This window comes from Williamsia limnetica, from assembly GCF_003217475.1.
Lineage (GTDB): Bacteria > Actinomycetota > Actinomycetes > Mycobacteriales > Mycobacteriaceae > Williamsia > Williamsia limnetica.
Genome location: NZ_QJSP01000011.1, coordinates 189,148 through 205,318, shown reverse-complemented (window position 1 = coordinate 205,318; position 16,171 = coordinate 189,148). Strand labels below are relative to the sequence as shown.

The window sequence follows — 16,171 nt, the reverse complement described above, 5'->3', positions numbered from 1 at the left end:
GTATCCATGTCAGACGTTGGGCCCGGTGATGATTCGCCGGGCCCAACGCCTGTTTCCAGGCTGTGGACGCCGCCGTGGCCGCTGGATATCCGGGTCACCATGGGCTTGCACCGGCGCGGTAGCGGCGACCCGGCCATGAAATATGCCCCGAACGGCTCGATCTGGCGGGCCGTACACACGCCGGACGGTCCGGGGACGTTGGCGGTGTCGCGATCGGGGGGAGCGGTTCTCGGACGGGCGTGGGGTCCGGGCAGTGCGTGGCTTCTCGACCAGATGCCGCTGATGCTCGGCAGCGAGGACAACAAAGAAGAGTTCGTCGTTCGCGACGACATCGTCGGCCGGCTGGCGCATCTGGGGCAGGGCCTGCGGATCGGCCGCACCGACCGCGTATGGGAGGCGTTGGCTGCGGCGGTGCTGGAGCAGAAGGTCACCGGGCGCGAGGCGTGGCGGGCGTGGCGGTACATCGTCAACAAGTACGGCGAACCGGCGCCGGGGTCGCCCAGTATGAAAGTGCCTCCGCCGCGCGAGGTCTGGCGGGAGATACCTCAGTGGGAGTGGCATGCAAGTGGTGCCGAACCGCCGCGGCGCCGCACCATCGTCCACGCCGCGGGTTACGACATCGAACGCAAGGTGGATCGGCTGGAGTTGCTGCGTGGGATCGGTCCATGGACAGCCGCGGAGGTCCGCTATCGGGCCGTGGGCGATGCGGACGCGGTCCCGGTGGGCGACTTCCACGTCCCGTCTCTGGTCGGGCTGGCGTTGATCGGCCAGCGCATCGATGACGACCGGATGCTCGAGTTGCTCGAACCGTATGCAGGGCATCGCTTCCGGGTCATTCGCCTGATCATGCTGTACACGAAGATGCCCGCCCGCCGGGCGCCCAAAATGCCGACCCGCGACTACCGGAACATCTGACAAACCGCCGACCGTGCCGATCTGACCGCCGACCGTGCCGATCTGACCGCCGACCGTGCTCATCTGACCGCCGACCGTGCCGATCTGACCGTCGACCGTGCTCATCTGACCGTCGACTTCGCCCATATCTTCACCGGTAGGCGCCGCGGTCGCGTAGATGCTGGTTGATCTCATTCACCAATTCATCGGACTCGTCGCGCATCCTGTCACCCGTGACCCGAACGACGACCCAACCCAGCCGGCTGAGCCGGGCGTCCCGAGCGGCATCATGCGCTCGTTGTTCGGCAGTTTCATGGAACTCGATTCCGTCGAACTCGATTCCGATCTTGTAGCGGCGGTACCCGAGATCCATTCGAGCGAACTCATACCCGTTGTCGTCCAATACGGAGATCTGTGCCTCTGGACGCGGGAGTTCGCCCTCGACAATTAAAAGCCGCAGCCAGCTCTCCGGTGGAGACTCCGACAATGGATCGATGTGGGGTATCAACTCGCGAATCTGTCGAATGCCGCGCGTGCCGGGATGTTCGACGACATAGCGCCAGAACGACGGAAGATCGATGTCCGCGGCTTTGACCAGATCGTCGAGACGGCCGAGGGCTCGCCAGTGAGGAGGCCGCCGCCCCAGATCATATGCGGTCCGGATAGGTGTGGTGACACGCCGACCGTCGATGAGCATGACATCGTCGAGTGATAGATCGGAGCGCACGACTCGAACCCTTCCACGGCAGCGCCCTTGCCCCGTGGCATGGCGACTGATCTCGATTTCGGAGTCCGCGTCGTACCAGGTGATTCCGTGGAGGAACGCTGCGGACAACCCGGATAGCACCGCACCCGGTCCCGCCCGAAGGAGTGCACCGTCGATCAGGTCGTGCGGGCCAAGCACCTTCGTTGCGCTGACCCGAACACCCCGATGCATCCTGCGATGGTTCCGCTCCATCATGCGGCGCGTGATGCCGTCGGGGAGCGGCGCGTCGGGCCCCCAGAACGGTCTGTCTCCAAACGTCATACAAAGATGGACGTTGGCGACCTGGAAGCGGTTCCCCGAGATAACAGATTGTGGATGTTGCTCGCACGTCTGATCGGCACGGTCGATGGTCGGACGGGCACGGTCGGCGGTTGGTTCGGCACGGTCGATGGTCGGATGGGCACGGTCGGCGGTTGGTTCGGCACGGTCGATGGTCGGATGGGCACGGTCGGCGGTTGGTTCGGCACGGTCGGCGGTCGGATGGGCACGGTCGTCGGTTCACTCCGCTGCATGTGGAGCAGATTCGAGAACTGTCGGCGGTACAGGGCACCATGGGGTCATGACGACCACCGCAACCCGTGAACAGGCGCAAGAGATCCTCGAGCAGCTCGCCGGACCTGCGGCCACACTCCGTGATGATCAATGGACCGCCATCGAGGCACTGGTGGTGCAACGTCGTCGTGCACTGGTGGTCCAGCGCACCGGATGGGGCAAGTCGGCGGTGTATTTCATCGCCGCCAAGCTACTGCGCGCCCAGGGTCGCGGTGCGACGGTCATCGTGTCGCCGTTGCTGGCGTTGATGCGCAACCAGGTCGCCTCCGCCGAACGCGCCGGGGTGAAGGCGGCGACGATCAACTCCGGGAACGTCACCGAATGGGACGACATCCACCAGCGGGTGGCCGACGGGGACCTCGATGTTCTGCTGGTCAGCCCGGAACGATTGAACAATCCCGACTTTCGCGACAACGTACTGCCTGCGCTCGCTGCTGACGCCGGACTCGTCGTGGTCGACGAAGCGCACTGTGTCTCGGACTGGGGACACGACTTCCGCCCCGACTACCGCCGTATCCGGACGCTGGTCGCCGAACTCGGCACCGATGTGCCGGTCTTGGCGACCACCGCGACTGCCAACGACCGGGTCGTCGACGATGTGGCCGCTCAACTCGGAGTCGGTGGCGGCGACACCCTGGTCCTGCGAGGCGGACTCGATCGCGAATCCCTGCACCTGTCGGTGGTGAAAGTCCCGACATCGGCCGAACGAGTGGCCTGGCTTGCCGCGCACATCGATTCGATCGAAGGGTCCGGCATCATCTACACCCTCACCGTCGCCACCGCGCGTGACGTCGCGACCTTGCTGACCGACCTCGGTCACAAGGTCGCCGCGTACACGGGGGCGACGGACTCGGCAGAACGGGAGCAACTCGAAGCCGATCTGCTGGCAAATCGGGTCAAGGCCCTGGTCGCGACCTCTGCCCTCGGGATGGGCTTCGACAAACCCGACCTCGGATTTGTCATCCACCTGGGTGCGCCGTCATCGCCGATCGCCTACTACCAGCAGGTCGGGCGTGCAGGGCGATCAACAGCGAGTGCTGAGGTGATCCTGCTACCCGGCAGTGAGGACCAGGAGATCTGGCGATACTTCGCCTCGGTCGCCTTTCCTTCGGAAACGTTGGTGCGCAGAGTCATCGACGTGCTCGACACCGAGCGACCGCAGTCGACACCCGCACTCGAACCACTCGTCGATCTGGGCCGGTCCAGGCTGGAGATGGTGCTCAAGGTCCTCGACGTCGACGGTGCTGTCCGCCGGGTCAAAGGCGGCTGGCTCAGTACCGGGGAACCGTGGTCGTACGACGAGGCCCGCTACGAGAAACTCGAGCAAGCGCGGCGGCGTGAGCAGCAGGCGATGCTGGACTACCAGAGTACCGACGACTGCCGCATGGCCTTCCTGCGTGCGCAACTGGACGATCCGGACCTCGTACCGGGCAGCAAGTGTGGTCGGTGCGACAACTGTTCCGGGCAACGTTATTCCGCAACCGTTGATTCGGCGTCCGTCGACGCTGCCCGAGACCAATTGCAGCGACCCGGTGTCGAATTGGCGCCGCGGAAGCAGTGGCCGACCGGGATGAAGAAGCTGGGTATCGAGCTGTCGGGCAAGATCGGCGACGGTCCGTCGATGGGCCGGGTCATCGGACGCCTGAGCGACCTCGGGTGGGGAACGCGATTGCGACGGCTGCTCGACGAACCCGACGGGCCGGCCCCCGAAGAAGTGGTCAAAGCCGCCGTCGCTGTGCTCGCAGCGTGGCCCTGGCAGAACCGGCCGACAGCGATCATGGGGCTCGACTCGGTGAGTCACCCGATCTTGATCTCGTCTGTCGTCTCTCGCCTGTCCGAACTCGGCAGGCTGACCAACCTCGGGACGTTGCAGTACCGGGACGACCACAGGCCGGTGACTGCAGCGAACTCGGCGTATCGTGTTGCGGCGCTGACGGATTCCTGGATGGAGCCCGACCCGGCAATGATCGGGCAACTCACCGGACCGGTGCTGTTGGTGGACGATCTCGCCGACACCGGTTGGACGCTGACCATGGCCGGCAGGCAACTTCGACGCGCAGGTGTCTCCGAGGTGCTGCCGTTCGCCCTCGCAAGCGTCAGTTGAGGCGCGCTCGGCGGCTGGTTGGCCTGCTCGGTGATGGGTCAGCCGGCGGTTTGTGTCTGGTCCTGGATCCGGGCGAACGGCTGCGCGGCTTCGAGCTCGAAGGCCAACTCCAGTAGGGTCCGCTCGTCACCGTGTGCGGCCGAGAAGTGCACCCCGATCGGCAACCCGGTCGTGGTGCGACCCAGCGGTAGGGAGATGGCGGGACCGCCGGCGGCGTTGTTCAGTGGAGTGAAGCTCACGTAGTTGACCAGGCGTGGGAACATCACGTCGAATCCGGCTGCAGGGGAGAGGAACCCGAGCTCCGGGGTGGTGTGGCCCAACACGGGCGACAGTACGACATCGAGGTTCTCGAACGCTTCACGGTATTTGACCTCGCTGCGTTTGAGGCCGCGGATGGACACCGGTGTGAGCCAGGGGCGACGAAGGAAGTTGCGGGCCAACCCCTTGGTCAGGGCATCGGTCTTCGACCGGTCGAACGCGTCTCCGGTGACCATCTTCCCGAAATACTGGGTGGAGAACGCCATCAGCGCCCAATAGTGCAGGAAGTCGCGCGCGAAGGTGTGGTCGGTCGGTACCGCGAACTCCGAGACCTCGTGACCAAGGGAGGAGAGCAGTTCGGCCGTCTGCAGAACCGCCGCTGCGGTCTCGGGGTCGGTGGGTTCGCCGACGATCGAATCGGTGATGAGTCCGATCCGCAGGCGACGGTCCGATGCGCCGGAAACGGTGCCGATCGCGGGCAGCTTCTTCGCCGGCCGGTACTTCTCGAGTGCAGCCACGAACGCGGCGGTGTCTCGGACGGTCCGGGTGACGGCTCCGTTGGAGACGATGTCGACGGGCATCTGCTTGCCCTGCAGCGACTGCACCTCGCGATGGCGCGTGAGCTTCAGTCCGACCAGACCGCATGCGGCGGCGGGGATGCGAATCGATCCGCCACCGTCGTTGGCGTGCGCGATGGGTACCACGCCGGCTGCCACCAAAGCTGCCGACCCGCCCGATGAGGCTCCGCTGGAGTATCCGGTGTGCCAAGGGTTTCGGGTCGGCGGACGTGACTCGAACTCGGTGGTGGCGTTGAAGCCGAACTCGGGCAATGTCGTCTTGCCGAGCATTGTCATACCGGTCGACAGGTACTGGTCGGCGAATGGTTCGGTCTTCCTCTTCGCCTTCGGATGCACCGCCTGCGATCCGTGGCCGGTCGGCAAACCGTCGAGGTCGGTGTTGTCTTTGATGAAGGTCGGTACGCCGGAGAAGATGCCGTGCGGCGGCGAATCCGCGGCGTCGAGCGCTCGGTCGAAGTCTCGCAGGGCGAGTGCGTTCAGCGTCGGATCGACCAGTTCGGCCCGGGCGATCGCAGCCTCCGCGGCCTCCCGGGCACTGATCTCCCGGGACGCGATCGCGGCGGCGACCCCGGTCGCGTCCAGGTCTCCCAGTGCATCGTCGCCGAAGGCGTGAACATGCGTGCGTTCAGTCATGGCTGACACGGTAACGCAGAGCCGGAGGAGCGGTGCGAATTGGTAAGACCACTTGACCTGTTGCCACCGAGCTTCTAGCGTGGTCGTCATGGCGTTCCAACCGATCGAGCACCGTAGCGTTCCCGAAGACGTCTTCGATCAGATCGTCGAGGGCGTCGTGAGCGGGGAGCTCCGTGCAGGTGAGAACCTTCCCAGTGAGCGTGAGCTCGCCCGGGTCCTCGGTGTCTCGCGTCCGGCGGTGCGCGAGGCGATGAAGCGGGTCGCCGCCGCCGGGCTCGTGACCATCCGTCAGGGCGGTGGTACGACGGTTCGCGATCTGCGCCGCTTCGGTGGCCTCGACCTGCTCCCGAAGTTGCTCATCCGTGGCGGCGAACTCGACGTCGCGGTCGCCCGGTCGGTGGTCGAAGCCCGAGCCCATATCGGACCCAAGGTCGCCGAACTCGCCGCGCTACGCGCCACCGAGGACCAGATCGCTGTAGCTCGCGAGGCGGCTGCACATCTGGCGGAGCTCTCCGATCCCATCGGGCAGCAAGTGGCAGCGCTCGACTTCTGGGATGCCATCGTCGACGGGGCCGACTCGATCGCATTCCGGCTGATGTACAACACGATGCGTACCGCGTACGAGCCGGCGCTGCCTGCCCTCGCGTCCGCCTTGTCGGGTGAGGTCGGTAATGCCGATGGCTATCGACGGATCGTCGACTCCATCGCGAGACGCGACCCGAGTGCGGCCGCACGCGCGGCGGCGGTCTTGCTCGAACCCGCGACCACGGCATTGCTGTCGGCCTTCGGGGAGATGGAAGAACTTCTGCAGCAGGCCCTGTCGGAGACAGCGGAAGAATTCTTGTCAGAGTCAGAAGAAGAATCGCTGCCAAAGACCGAGGATGACGATGACCACTGATCGCACAGCCCGCGGCCAGGTCCGAGCGGACGAACGCACGCTACGCACTCAGCGACGCGCAGTGACGCTGGGCTCCGCTCTTCGAGAGTTCGTGCGCCACCCCACTCCCTGGATGATCGCGGCGTTCCTCACCGCGGCGGTGATCGCCAGGCTGGTTGTTGGCGGCTGGGCGTGGACCGACGCCCTCGTCCCGGTGCTGATGGTCGTGTCGTTCCCACTGTCGGAGTGGTTGATTCATGTTTTCATCCTGCACTGGCGACCCAGAGCGCTCGGCCGGCTCACGCTGGATTCGCTGCTGTCCCGCAAGCATCGAGAACACCACCGAGACCCCCGCGACATCCCGCTGATCTTCATCCCATGGCAGGTGTTGTGCGGTGTACTGCCCGTAGCGGTGGTGCTCGGCGTATTCGCCTTCGGTCGCGTGGGTCTGGGGCTGACCTTCATGATCACGCTGGGCGCGCTCGGTCTGGTCTACGAGTGGACCCACTACCTCATCCACACCGACTACAAACCCAAGACCGCCTTGTACAAGGCGACCTGGCGCAACCACCGCTTCCACCACTACAAGAACGAGCACTACTGGTTCACGGTCACCACATCCGGCACCGCCGACCGGGTGCTTCATACCAACCCCGACCCGGACAGCGTCGAGAAGTCACCGACCGCGAAGAACTTGCACGCACTCTGACCCGCGAGGGCCCGTTGCGCGAAGCGGGCTGGATCACGGCTTGCGGGCGGTGACGTACTGGGCTTGCCCGGTGATCGTCTGCTCCACCTCGACAAGGCCGTTCGCACGTAGCCGATCTGTCACCTCGTCGCGGCCGAACAGCCGGTAACCGCTGCGGGCCGCGATCTTGTTCACCACGCGCGAAGAAGTCAGCCGGGTTCGAAGCGAGGTGAAGATGGCGACCTCGCCGCCGGGCGCGACCACCCGCGCGAGTTCGTCGATGACCTCATGCGGATCGGAGATGAGGTACAGCGCGGCCAGGCAGCAGACCGTGTCGATGGAGTGGTCGGCGAACGGTAGCCGGTGGGCGTCGCCGCGCACGTACGCGACGCGTTCCCCACTGTTGTCCGCGACGGCTTTGGTGACCATCGGTACCGAGAAGTCGAGCCCGATGCACAGTCCGTCCCCGGTCAGCTTTTCCGAGAGTCGACGGGTGTAATTGCCAGGGCCGCAGGCGACATCGAGTATCGTCCGATCACCCGGCCGCCCCAGGTGGGTCACCAGGCGCCGGTCGAACTCCGCGGCCGAGGTGCCACCAAGGCTGTACAGCCGTGTGAACACCGGACGCCAGGCGCGTTCGTAGACGGCCGCGAACACCGGGTTCTGCATCACCCACAATGTGCTGCTGGCAGCGGCCTCCGGCGGTCCGAGAAGGTCGAGGTACCCCCGGCTGTCGTCGACAGGGCCGTTCAGCCGCGACACATCGAGCAGTCCTCGCGCCCGCCGCAGCGCCGTACTCAAAAATCCCGTTCGATCCGAAGGGTCCCGATGGTGGTTGCCAGCGAATCATATTGGCCTACAAGCAAGACGAACTCGATCAACTCGCGTTCGTCGAGGTGCTCGGCCAGTTCTTTCCATGCCAGGTCGCTGAGGTCCTTGGTGCCCACCAACTCATCCACAGCGCGCAGGAGAACCTCGTCGAGCCCGGTCCACCCGGCACCGGGCCCCTGTAGGATTCGCGAGAACTCGGCCTCGTCGATGCCGGCCCGTCTGCCGAGGCGCTTGTGGTGATCGAGCTCGTACTCGCACTTGCGCAGATGGGCGGTCCGGATGATGACCAACTCGGTGGAATGACGAGACAGCTTGCCAAAAGGCATCATTCGACTCGAGTAGTGCAACCAGCCGCGGAACAGGCCCTTCGTCCGGCCGAGGGTGGAAAAGATGTGCGCGTCGGATGCCCCGATGACACGTGCCGCCCCCTTGCTGAACAACCAATTGAAGGGCCCCAGTTCGCGGAACGTACCAGGGGCAATTCGTGGTGAACTCACGTCTGCCAACCTAGCGGACGCGGCGCTGCGCGACGACTGATCGCACACCTTTTGCAGGCAAAGTACCGGTGTTAGTGTTCGGCCACACTGAATTTTCCTTACTTGGACGATCCGAACGACCCTGGAGCGGAGCAGCCGGTGCGGCGAATACTGATGGTGGTGGTGGCCGGCATCCTGGCCTTGCTGACACTGGCCGCATGCGGTGGGGGCGAGGGCCCCACCGGGTTCGACAAGGTCGAGAAGTCCGGCGTGCTCCGGGTCGGCACCGAGGGTACGTACGCGCCGTTCAGCTATCACGACTCGGCGACCAACGAGCTGGTCGGCTACGACATCGACGTGGCACGGGCTGTCGCGGACGAACTCGACCTCGACGTCGAGTTCGTGGAGACCCCCTTCGACTCGATCTTCGCCGCACTGGAGGCCGATCGGTTCGACGTCGTCGCCAATCAGGTCACGATCACCGACGAGCGCAAGGCCAAATACGACCTGTCGCAGCCGTACGCGATCGGCGAGGGCGTCATCGTGACCAGGGCCGACGACAACTCGATCACCTCGCTGGCCGACCTCGCGGGCAAGACGACGGCCCAGTCCTCGACCAGCAACTGGGCGCAGGTGGCGGCCGCGGCGGGTGCGAACGTCGAGGCGGTCGAAGGTTTCACCCAGGCGATCAAATTGCTCAACCAGGGTCGGGTTCAGGCAACCGTCAACGACAGCCTCTCGGTGCTGGCCTATCAGGCGACAACCGGCGACACGAGCATCAAGATCGCCGCGAACATCGGCGAACGCAGCGAGCAGGCCTTCGCCGCCCGCAAGGACAGCGGCCTGATGGACGAGATCAACGGGGCCCTGGACGTCCTGAAGGCCGACGGGACGCTCGAGAGGATCTCGCAGCAGTATCTGAAGGCGAACGCGGCCGGCACCTCCGAGCCCAAGACGGCCCCGAGCACGTGGGACCTGATTGCCGACAACCTGTGGCCGATGCTCAAAGCGACGTTGACCGTGACGCTGCCGCTCACCGCAGTCAGCTTCTTCTTCGGCTTGATCATCGCACTGGGCGTTGCGCTGGCCCGGATGTCGAAGAACCGAGCCCTGTCGTCGGTTGCCCGCTTCTACATCTCGGTCATCCGCGGCACCCCGTTGCTGGTGCAGTTGTTCATCATCTTCTACGCGCTGCCCGAGCTGAACATCCTGATCAACCCTTTCCCTGCGGCGGCAATCGCCTTCAGTCTCAACGTCGGCGGCTACGCTGCCGAGATCATCCGGTCGGCGATCAACAGTGTCCCCAAGGGCCAATGGGAAGCCGCAGAGACGATCGGGATGAACTACGCAACGGCCCTGCGTCGCATCATCTTGCCGCAGGCCCTGCGCACTGCGGTCCCGCCGCTGTCGAACACCTTGATCTCGCTGGTGAAGGACACCTCGCTGGCGTCGACGATCTTGGTCACCGAACTGCTGCGGACCGCACAGATCGCAGCGGCACCGACGTTCGAATTCTTCGCCCTCTACGGCACGGCTGCGGTGTACTACTGGGTTGTGTGCCTGATTCTGTCCTCGTTCCAGGGCCGTCTCGAAGTCCGACTGGATAGGTATGTTGCGAAATGACCGATACTCACGCATCCCTGAGCAAATCCGCACCCACCCCGTCGGCCCCCGACCTGGTCACGGTCTCTGGGCTGCAGAAGTCGTTCGGCGACAACCATGTCCTTCGCGGCATCGACTTCACCGTGCCGTCGGGTTCGGTGACCACCATCATCGGCCCGTCCGGATCGGGTAAGACAACGATCCTCCGGTGCCTCAATGCGCTCGATGTGCCGGACGCCGGCGAGATCACGATCGGTGACGGCGCCGTCGACTTCTCCGCACGTCCGGTCCCGCGGACCCTGCTCAAGCGCTATCAGGCGCAGAGTGGGATGGTCTTCCAAGGACACAACCTCTTTCCACACAAAACCGTGATCGAGAACATTCTCGAGGGCCCGCTCATCGTGCAGAAGCGCGGTCGCGACGAACTCGTGGTCGAGGCCGAGGAACTCCTTCGCCAGGTGGGGCTGGCCGAGAAGCGGGACCAGTACCCACACCAACTGTCCGGCGGGCAGCAGCAGCGGGTGGGTATCGCGCGGGCGCTCGCCCTGAAACCGCTGCTGATGTTGTTCGACGAACCGACCTCTGCGCTCGATCCCGAACTGGTCGGTGAGGTTCTCGAGGTCATGAGAGATCTTGCGACGCAGGGCTGGACGATGGTCGTGGTGACCCATGAGATCCGCTTCGCGCAGAAGGTGGCAAATCAGGTCCTGTTCGCCGACGGTGGGACCGTCTTGGAGAAGGGCACGCCCGCCGAGGTCATCGGCAACCCGAAACATGCTCGGACGAAGCAATTCTTGCGTCGGCTCCTCGATCCGGTGTGAGCATCGTGTGCGGCCGGGACCCCGGGCGTCACCGCACCAGGTACGGCGACACCGTACTGCGGTGCTCGTCGATGTCGAGTTTGGCGCCGAGGGCAGGGAAAGCGCGCTGAGGGCAATTGACCCGTTCGCAGACCCGGCAGCCGGCACCGATGAGCGTGACGTTCGCCTGCGGTCCGATCTCGAGTCCGTCGGAGTAGACCAGCCGTGCTGCGTGGCGTTGCTCGCATCCGAGTCCGATCGCGAAGGTCTTACCGGGCTGGCCATATCGCGCGGCGCGGCGCTCGACGGTCCGCGCCACCCACAGATAGTTCCGGCCGTCGGGCATCTGTGCGATCTGGGTCTGGATCTTGCCGGGGGATCCGAAGGTCTCGTACACATTCCAGAGAGGGCAGGTACCGCCGCTGCTGGAGAAATGGAAACCGGTGGCGGACTGGCGTTTCGACATGTTGCCCGCCCGGTCGACCCGGACGAATGTGAACGGTACACCGCGCAAATTGGGCCGCTGGAGCGTTGACAGCCGGTGACACACGGTCTCGTAGGACACTGCGTAGAACGCGGACAGACGCTCGATGTCGTAGCGATAATCCTCTGCAGCGCCGTGGAACTGGGCGTAGGGGAGTACTGCGGCGGCAGCGTAGTAGTTGGCCATGCCGAGCAAGGCCAGCGCGCGCGCCTCCTCGGTGGTGAAGTTGCCCTCGTCAGCCATCTGCTTCATCAGGTCCCCGCATTCGAGGTAACCCAGTTCGGCGGCGAGTTTGAACACCCGCTGCCCCTGAGAGAGGTGGCCGGAAATCTCCAGACGCCGGGTCTCCGGATCGAAGCGGTGCAGCACCGTGTCGCCCAGATCGACTCGTCGCACGATCTGAACTCCGTGGACGGTCTGGAGTCGATCGGCGATCTCGCTGCGGACATCACCGGAATGAATCCGCATCCGAGTGGTGAGCTCTTCGGCTGCGGTATCGAGTTCATGGAGATAGTTGTGTCGTTGATAGAAGTAGTCACGGACCTCTTCGTGCGGCGCCGAGATGGACCCGCGCATGCTGCCGTCGCCGCGCTCGTCCGTCGCCGCCGCGAGTTGATCCGTGGCGATCCGGTACCGGCGGTGCAGGTTGACCATTGCCTTCGCCAGTTCGGGGTGACTGGCGACGAGGTCGCTGATCTCCTGGGGATCAGCGGTGACGTCGACGTCCTCGTCCATCACCACCTCGCGCATCTCGGCGATCAGGCGAGCATCGTCCTGGGAGTCGAAGAACGAGGTGTCGACACCGAACACCTCGCTGATCCTGAGTAGCACCGGCACGGACAGCGGCCGGGCGTCGTGCTCGATCTGGTTGAGATACGACGGAGAGATCGCCAGGGACTGGGCCAGCGCCACCTGCGACATACCGCGCTCCGAGCGCAGCTGGCGGAGGCGACCGCCGACGTAGGTCTTGGACATTCCACCAGGGTAGGCGGATCGAGTGGTCCACCTGGCAGTTGCCCGGTTCGGGGGCGATCACCACCGAGTGTGGGCTGATCCGCTCGTGGTGCTGCCGTGTCTAGGCTGTGGGGATGCTGCGCAAGCGGGTGGGTGTCCCGGTGATCGTCTTGGCGACCGTATGCCTGGTGAGCAGCGCGTGTGGGGCCGACGCAGACCCTGCGCCTTCGTCGTCGTCGCAGCCCGGGCCGTTCACCCCCGCGGGTGCGCTGTTGCCTGCCCGCGAGTTCCCGTCGGGCTATCAGCGCGCCGAACTCGGCATCGCCGACATGCGAGAACAGAACGCGGCCGCACTGGCGGCGGCCTCCACCGCACAGTTCGATCCGTCCCGGTGCCGCCCGACCGCGGACGTAACCCTGAACGAGCAACTCGATCCGTCGAACGCGGCGCTCTCCGCCTGGCAGACGTCGTCGGGCAACAGCATCATCGAGCTGGTCACCACCGTGTCGCGGGACATCGATGCCGACATACGCGTGAACACAGGGGAGTGCGCTCGTGTGACGATCACCGTCACCACCGGGAGCACGGCCGGAACGACTGTGGTCACCGAGAATCAGCGGCTCAGTCCTCCACCTCTGCCGACCTCCCTGTCTGTGCTGGTCAAGTCTGTCGCCACGACGACCTACCCCGGTGGCAAGACTGCGGCGGCGCAGACGCTTGCCGGGTATGCCGTCGTCGACGGGGTCACCGTTCAGCTCGTGGCCGTCTCGACCCAGGACGGCCTCACGGATGCGGCGTTCGCGGAGCTGTTCGCCCGCGCCGTGGCAAAGGTCGCCGGAGCGGCCGAATAGCGACACAGGGGTCGGTCCGCCGGCGCCTGCCGCGTGCCAGTGATGTGATGGTGGCCACTTTTGAGATCGGTTCGGTGGATCTGTGTGACCGCTCGGTGCCGCCAACAGGGCGCGAACGGCTGAATTGGACCGCCGCGCAAACATGCAGTACGCGCGTACTTTTTGCGTACTCGCCAGTAAGAAAATCCGAGTTGTTCACACGCGAATGTTCGCAAACTTAGCAACAGGGCTGCGAAAAATAGCCCGAATTCACATTCACAACGTGTGGACCTGCAGGTTTGTGTGTGGCACTCTCAGTACAGGCACCGCCTAGCCGGAGTGAAGAAATTGCTAATTCGCCCCGATATGGTTCGGCCCGACTCCGGAGCCTTGGGAGTGGGGCGGCCACACAGCACAGGCTCAACGAATATGGAGCGCGAAATATGAGCACCGTCGGAAAACCACGTACCGCAGCAGAGATCCAGCAGGATTGGGACACCAACCCCCGCTGGAAGGGCATCACCCGCGATTACAGCGCGGAGTCGGTCGAGAACCTGCAGGGCAGCGTCGTCGAGGAGCAGACCCTCGCCCGCCGCGGCGCAGAAATCCTCTGGGAGGGCGTCAACGCCGGAGACGGCAGCTACATCAACGCACTCGGTGCACTCACCGGTAACCAGGCCGTGCAGCAGGTTCGCGCCGGACTGAAGGCTGTGTACCTCTCCGGCTGGCAGGTCGCCGGCGATGCGAACCTCTCGGGCCACACCTACCCGGACCAGTCGCTGTACCCCGCGAACTCGGTGCCGTCGGTCGTCCGTCGCATCAACAACGCACTCCTGCGTGCCGACGAGATCGCCCGAGTCGAGAACGACAACACCGTCGACAACTGGGTTGTCCCGATCGTGGCCGACGGCGAAGCCGGCTTCGGTGGCGCCCTCAACGTCTACGAGCTGCAGAAGGCCATGATCGCAGCGGGTGCCGCAGGCACCCACTGGGAAGATCAGCTCGCCTCGGAGAAGAAGTGCGGCCACCTCGGTGGCAAGGTGCTCATCCCCACCCAGCAGCACATCCGCACCCTGAGCTCCGCTCGCCTCGCAGCCGACGTCGCCAACGTGCCGACCGTCGTCATCGCCCGTACCGATGCCGAGGCCGCCACGCTCATCACCTCCGACGTCGACGACCGTGACAAGCAGTTCGTCACCGGCGAGCGCACCGCCGAGGGCTACTACCACGTGAAGAACGGCATCGAGCCCTGCATCGCTCGCGCCAAGTCCTACGCGCCGTACGCCGACATGATCTGGATGGAGACCGGCACCCCCGACCTCGAACTGGCTCGTAAGTTCGCCGAGGCCGTCAAGAGCGAGTTCCCCGACCAGCTGCTCTCGTACAACTGCAGCCCGTCGTTCAACTGGAGCAAGCACCTCGACGACTCCACCATCGCCAAGTTCCAGAACGAGCTCGGCGCAATGGGATTCACCTTCCAGTTCATCACCCTGGCCGGATTCCACTCGCTCAACTACGGAATGTTCGATCTTGCCTGGGGCTACGCCCGCGAGCAGATGACGGCATTCGTCGACCTACAGAACCGCGAGTTCAAGGCAGCCGACGAGCGCGGCTTCACCGCCGTCAAGCACCAGCGTGAGGTCGGCGCAGGCTACTTCGACAACATCGCCACCACGGTTGACCCGACCAGCAGCACCACCTCGCTGGCCGGTTCCACCGAAGAGGGCCAATTCCACTGAGCCGCCTCTCCGGGACTTAAGCGAACAAGTCAGGCGGTCCGCGACTACCGTTGCGGGCCGCCTGCTTGTTTCAGGTGAGTTCTGGGCGTACCCCACAAGGGTTACCCTCTTCATCACCTTTTTGTGTTGGTTGCTTTTGGTTCAAAGATTTCGGTTCTTGGCTTCTTTGTTCAAAGATGTTGTGCTCGTTGTTTTTAGGAGCTTGTTGTGAGCGAGAAAATTTCACGGGTCGGCATAATCGGTGCCGGTCAGATGGGTGCAGGCATTGCCGAAGTCTGCGCCCGGGCGCACGCCGACGTGTTGGTGTACGAGTCGACCCGTGAGTTGGCAGCCGCTGGGCGGTCCCGCATTCTGCGCTCCCTCGATCGCGGTGTGAGCAGCGGAAAGCTCACCGAACGGGAGCGGGAACAGGCATCGTTGCGGCTGCGCTTCACCTCCGATCTGGGCGATTTCGCTGACCGGCAGATGGTGTGTGAGGCGGTCGTCGAAGACGAGGCCGTCAAGACCGAGATCTTCAAAGAGCTCGACAAAGTGGTCACCGATCCCAGCGCCGTACTCGCTTCCAACACCTCTTCCATCCCGATCATGAAGCTGGGCATGGCAACTGCCAATGCTCATCGCGTGGTCGGCATGCACTTCTTCAACCCCGTGCCGGTTCTGCCGCTGGTCGAATTGGTCACCACGTTGATGACCTCCGACGACGTCACCACGCGCGCCGAAGACTTCGCTCGCGACATCCTCGGCAAGCAGGTCGTCCGATCCTCGGACCGCTCCGGCTTTGTCGTCAACGCTTTGCTCGTGCCCTATCTACTTTCCGCGATCCGCATGGTGGAGAGCGGCTTCGCCACCGTCGAAGACATCGACAAGGCGATGGTGCTCGGCTGCGCACACCCGATGGGCCCGCTCAAGCTCAGCGATCTGGTCGGACTCGACACCGTCAAGGCGATCGCCGACAAGATGTACGAAGAGTTCAAAGAACCGCTCTACTCGCCGCCGCCGTTGCTGCTGCGCATGGTCGAGGCCGGTCGATTGGGTAAGAAAGCCGGCCACGGTTTCTACGTGTACGCCGACAGCCCTGCGAAGACCAGCGCCGGTAGATAAGCCG

The 16,171-nt window shown here is 64.6% G+C and carries 15 protein-coding genes; 10 read left to right on the top strand and 5 right to left on the bottom strand.

Annotated features, from left to right (window positions below):
- The first annotated feature begins 6 nt into the window (after window positions 1-6).
- On the top strand, window positions 7-915 hold the full coding sequence (locus tag DFR67_RS19335; RefSeq protein ID WP_110471122.1) for a DNA-3-methyladenine glycosylase family protein: 909 nt from the start codon (window positions 7-9) through the stop codon (window positions 913-915).
- A gap of 130 nt (window positions 916-1,045) precedes the next feature.
- Here DFR67_RS19335 and DFR67_RS19330 read toward each other — a convergent pair whose 3' ends face one another.
- The gene (locus DFR67_RS19330; RefSeq protein ID WP_110471121.1) at window positions 1,046-1,921 is read right to left on the bottom strand and encodes an endonuclease domain-containing protein; all 876 of its coding nucleotides are present in this window, start codon (window positions 1,919-1,921) and stop codon (window positions 1,046-1,048) included.
- 54 nt (window positions 1,922-1,975) lie between these two features.
- Here DFR67_RS19330 and DFR67_RS30570 point away from each other — a divergent pair, with 54 nt between their 5' ends.
- Both DFR67_RS30570 and DFR67_RS19320 read left to right on the top strand, forming a co-directional pair.
- Window positions 1,976-2,242 (top strand): hypothetical protein, encoded by a 267-nt coding sequence (locus DFR67_RS30570; RefSeq protein WP_158539990.1) that lies wholly within the window; start codon window positions 1,976-1,978, stop codon window positions 2,240-2,242.
- Window positions 2,220-4,316 carry a RecQ family ATP-dependent DNA helicase gene (locus DFR67_RS19320; RefSeq protein ID WP_110471119.1) on the top strand — a complete coding sequence of 699 codons (2,097 nt, stop codon included), beginning with the start codon at window positions 2,220-2,222 and terminating at the stop codon, window positions 4,314-4,316. Before DFR67_RS30570 ends, DFR67_RS19320 begins: the two co-directional genes overlap by 23 nt.
- 38 nt (window positions 4,317-4,354) lie before the next feature.
- Here DFR67_RS19320 and DFR67_RS19315 read toward each other — a convergent pair whose 3' ends face one another.
- Window positions 4,355-5,785 (bottom strand): amidase, encoded by a 1,431-nt coding sequence (locus tag DFR67_RS19315; RefSeq protein WP_110471118.1) that lies wholly within the window; start codon window positions 5,783-5,785, stop codon window positions 4,355-4,357.
- A gap of 88 nt (window positions 5,786-5,873) precedes the next feature.
- Between DFR67_RS19315 and DFR67_RS19310 the strand changes: the two genes are divergently transcribed.
- Both DFR67_RS19310 and DFR67_RS19305 read left to right on the top strand, forming a co-directional pair.
- A complete protein-coding gene (locus tag DFR67_RS19310; RefSeq protein ID WP_110471117.1) occupies window positions 5,874-6,683 on the top strand; it encodes a FadR/GntR family transcriptional regulator in 810 nt (269 codons plus the stop codon).
- Entirely contained in the window at window positions 6,673-7,371 is a 699-nt protein-coding gene (locus tag DFR67_RS19305; protein ID WP_110471190.1) for a sterol desaturase family protein, read from the top strand. The genes DFR67_RS19310 and DFR67_RS19305 overlap by 11 nt, the downstream gene beginning before the upstream one ends.
- Window positions 7,372-7,404: 33 nt before the next feature.
- Here the strand turns inward: DFR67_RS19305 and DFR67_RS19300 are convergent, their stop codons facing one another.
- Both DFR67_RS19300 and DFR67_RS19295 read right to left on the bottom strand, forming a co-directional pair.
- Window positions 7,405-8,019 carry a class I SAM-dependent methyltransferase gene (locus tag DFR67_RS19300; protein ID WP_170135248.1) on the bottom strand — a complete coding sequence of 205 codons (615 nt, stop codon included), beginning with the start codon at window positions 8,017-8,019 and terminating at the stop codon, window positions 7,405-7,407.
- A gap of 128 nt (window positions 8,020-8,147) precedes the next feature.
- Entirely contained in the window at window positions 8,148-8,678 is a 531-nt protein-coding gene (locus DFR67_RS19295) for a carboxymuconolactone decarboxylase family protein (protein WP_110471115.1), read from the bottom strand.
- Between the two features lie 153 nt (window positions 8,679-8,831).
- On the opposite strand from DFR67_RS19295, the gene DFR67_RS19290 reads away from it, so the two are divergent.
- Both DFR67_RS19290 and DFR67_RS19285 read left to right on the top strand, forming a co-directional pair.
- Entirely contained in the window at window positions 8,832-10,280 is a 1,449-nt protein-coding gene (locus DFR67_RS19290) for an ABC transporter substrate-binding protein/permease (RefSeq protein ID WP_110471189.1), read from the top strand.
- Window positions 10,277-11,080, top strand: a complete 804-nt coding sequence (locus tag DFR67_RS19285; RefSeq protein WP_110471114.1) for an amino acid ABC transporter ATP-binding protein — start codon at window positions 10,277-10,279, stop codon at window positions 11,078-11,080. The genes DFR67_RS19290 and DFR67_RS19285 overlap by 4 nt, the downstream gene beginning before the upstream one ends.
- 28 nt (window positions 11,081-11,108) lie before the next feature.
- Here DFR67_RS19285 and ramB read toward each other — a convergent pair whose 3' ends face one another.
- A complete protein-coding gene (gene ramB / locus DFR67_RS19280) occupies window positions 11,109-12,518 on the bottom strand; it encodes an acetate metabolism transcriptional regulator RamB (RefSeq protein WP_110471113.1) in 1,410 nt (469 codons plus the stop codon).
- Between the two features lie 113 nt (window positions 12,519-12,631).
- Here ramB and DFR67_RS19275 point away from each other — a divergent pair, with 113 nt between their 5' ends.
- The 3 genes from DFR67_RS19275 (at window position 12,632) to DFR67_RS19265 (ending at window position 16,167) form a co-directional block, all read left to right on the top strand.
- On the top strand, window positions 12,632-13,348 hold the full coding sequence (locus tag DFR67_RS19275) for a hypothetical protein (RefSeq protein WP_110471112.1): 717 nt from the start codon (window positions 12,632-12,634) through the stop codon (window positions 13,346-13,348).
- A 422-nt stretch (window positions 13,349-13,770) separates the two neighbouring features.
- The gene (gene aceA, locus DFR67_RS19270; protein ID WP_110471111.1) at window positions 13,771-15,066 is read left to right on the top strand and encodes an isocitrate lyase; all 1,296 of its coding nucleotides are present in this window, start codon (window positions 13,771-13,773) and stop codon (window positions 15,064-15,066) included.
- Between the two features lie 207 nt (window positions 15,067-15,273).
- On the top strand, window positions 15,274-16,167 hold the full coding sequence (locus DFR67_RS19265; RefSeq protein ID WP_110471110.1) for a 3-hydroxybutyryl-CoA dehydrogenase: 894 nt from the start codon (window positions 15,274-15,276) through the stop codon (window positions 16,165-16,167).
- The last annotated feature ends 4 nt before the right edge of the window (window positions 16,168-16,171 follow it).

Excerpts from the sequence above, each read along its gene's own strand:
- DFR67_RS19330 (WP_110471121.1), bottom strand. The coding sequence starts at position 1,921 with ATGACGTTTGGAGACAGACCGTTCTGGGGGCCCGACGCGCCGCTCCCC.
- DFR67_RS19335 (WP_110471122.1), top strand. The coding sequence starts at position 7 with ATGTCAGACGTTGGGCCCGGTGATGATTCGCCGGGCCCAACGCCTGTT.
- DFR67_RS19275 (WP_110471112.1), top strand. The coding sequence starts at position 12,632 with ATGCTGCGCAAGCGGGTGGGTGTCCCGGTGATCGTCTTGGCGACCGTA.
- DFR67_RS30570 (WP_158539990.1), top strand. The coding sequence starts at position 1,976 with ATGTTGCTCGCACGTCTGATCGGCACGGTCGATGGTCGGACGGGCACG.
- DFR67_RS19310 (WP_110471117.1), top strand. The coding sequence starts at position 5,874 with ATGGCGTTCCAACCGATCGAGCACCGTAGCGTTCCCGAAGACGTCTTC.
- ramB (WP_110471113.1), bottom strand. The coding sequence starts at position 12,518 with ATGTCCAAGACCTACGTCGGCGGTCGCCTCCGCCAGCTGCGCTCGGAG.
- DFR67_RS19290 (WP_110471189.1), top strand. The coding sequence starts at position 8,832 with ATGGTGGTGGTGGCCGGCATCCTGGCCTTGCTGACACTGGCCGCATGC.
- DFR67_RS19320 (WP_110471119.1), top strand. The coding sequence starts at position 2,220 with ATGACGACCACCGCAACCCGTGAACAGGCGCAAGAGATCCTCGAGCAG.
- aceA (WP_110471111.1), top strand. The coding sequence starts at position 13,771 with ATGAGCACCGTCGGAAAACCACGTACCGCAGCAGAGATCCAGCAGGAT.
- DFR67_RS19315 (WP_110471118.1), bottom strand. The coding sequence starts at position 5,785 with ATGACTGAACGCACGCATGTTCACGCCTTCGGCGACGATGCACTGGGA.
- DFR67_RS19305 (WP_110471190.1), top strand. The coding sequence starts at position 6,673 with ATGACCACTGATCGCACAGCCCGCGGCCAGGTCCGAGCGGACGAACGC.
- DFR67_RS19285 (WP_110471114.1), top strand. The coding sequence starts at position 10,277 with ATGACCGATACTCACGCATCCCTGAGCAAATCCGCACCCACCCCGTCG.
- DFR67_RS19300 (WP_170135248.1), bottom strand. The coding sequence starts at position 8,019 with ATGCAGAACCCGGTGTTCGCGGCCGTCTACGAACGCGCCTGGCGTCCG.